This window comes from Arthrobacter rhizosphaerae (assembly GCF_023062595.1).
Classification (GTDB): Bacteria; Actinomycetota; Actinomycetes; order Actinomycetales; family Micrococcaceae; genus Arthrobacter; species Arthrobacter rhizosphaerae.
Map to the genome: position 1 here is coordinate 1 of NZ_JALLAN010000045.1, position 1,113 is coordinate 1,113.

At 61.1% G+C, this 1,113-nt stretch carries 2 protein-coding genes; one reads left to right on the forward strand and one right to left on the reverse strand.

Annotation, left to right across the window (positions count from 1 at the left end; genetic code table 11):
* Positions 1-366, forward strand: a 366-nt coding sequence (locus MU551_RS23190; protein WP_247048927.1) for a hypothetical protein, incomplete at its 5' end; no start/stop codon positions are given.
* Positions 367-550: 184 nt separating this feature from the next.
* Here the strand turns inward: MU551_RS23190 and MU551_RS23195 are convergent.
* Complete coding sequence (locus tag MU551_RS23195; RefSeq protein WP_247048928.1) at positions 551-1,075, reverse strand: hypothetical protein; 525 nt, start codon at positions 1,073-1,075, stop codon at positions 551-553.
* Between the last annotated feature and the right edge of the window lie 38 nt (positions 1,076-1,113).

Sequence of the window (1,113 nt, forward strand, 5' to 3'; positions counted from 1 at the left end):
GAGCTGGTCTTCTGGGTCGAACAGCACGGCAGGACGCCGCGCCGGAACGCCATCAATCCCACAGAACGTATCCTGGCCCAATGGGTGATCCGCTACCGATCCCACGCGCTCCACGGACGGCACTCGGACCGGATCCAAGAACTGGACTCCAGGGTGCCGAACTGGCAACAGCCCTGCAACGGACCAACAGACAGGTTCGTGGCATGGGTCAACAGCCACGGCCGAACCCCTCAGTTGGGGGCCGCGGACCCAACCGAGCGCTCACTCGCTGCCTGGTGGAAAAGATACCGTGACCAAGCACGCAACGGGCGCCACCCGAACCGCATCACACAAGTGAAAACAAGACTGCACAACTCACAGCAGTAGCGGCACAGCATCATCTCAGTCGCCGAAGGTGGGGTTGGTTATCAGCTCAGCGACCATAAAATGGGCCCCGGAGCCGACAGAATCGGTTCTCCGGGGCCGTGGAGTCTGCAGTTTTGGGGAGATGCTGCGGATTCTTATGTGGCCGCTGAGCAGGGGTTCTGCTCTACCTCATGAGAGGGTCGAACTAACCCGTGATCTGGATGGCCGGCTCGGTGAATCCCGCGAAGGTCAGCGTGTACTCGTAGCTGATGGCGGTGCCAGTGACCTCGGGTGTCCAGTTGGGGTTCGGGCAGCTGAAATCGGCCAGGAACTGTTCCGAGCTCGTTCCGGTCGCGCTCTGGGCAGGGACGATCAGCCGGCCGTTCTTCGTGGAAGTGAGCTGTGCCGACGTCGTTGTTGTCTCGGACTCCGTGAACGGATCGACGACCTTGTTGTTCGTGCCCGGGTTATGGCACACGCCCGTGAACGTGCTGGTGACAGTCAGTTCTACCGTTGCGTTCGTGTTCCCGACGCCTGCGATTTGCGTGCCGGTACAGGTCACGGTGAGGCCGTTAAGGGTACAGACGGGTTCGGCGGCTCCGCGCGCATAGTGGGCTCCCTGAGGAGCGTTAGCGAAGTTTGTGACCGCATGTGCCGCAGTCATACCCGTTACGAGGACGAACAGTATTGCCGCGAACAGAGTCAGGACGCGACGGAGTGATAGCTTCATTTTTCAGGCTTTCTGCAGGTGCCCTGGGCCTCGACCCG

Coding starts and splice junctions, on each gene's coding strand:
- MU551_RS23195 (WP_247048928.1), bottom strand. CDS start 1,075: ATGAAGCTATCACTCCGTCGCGTCCTGACTCTGTTCGCGGCAATACTG.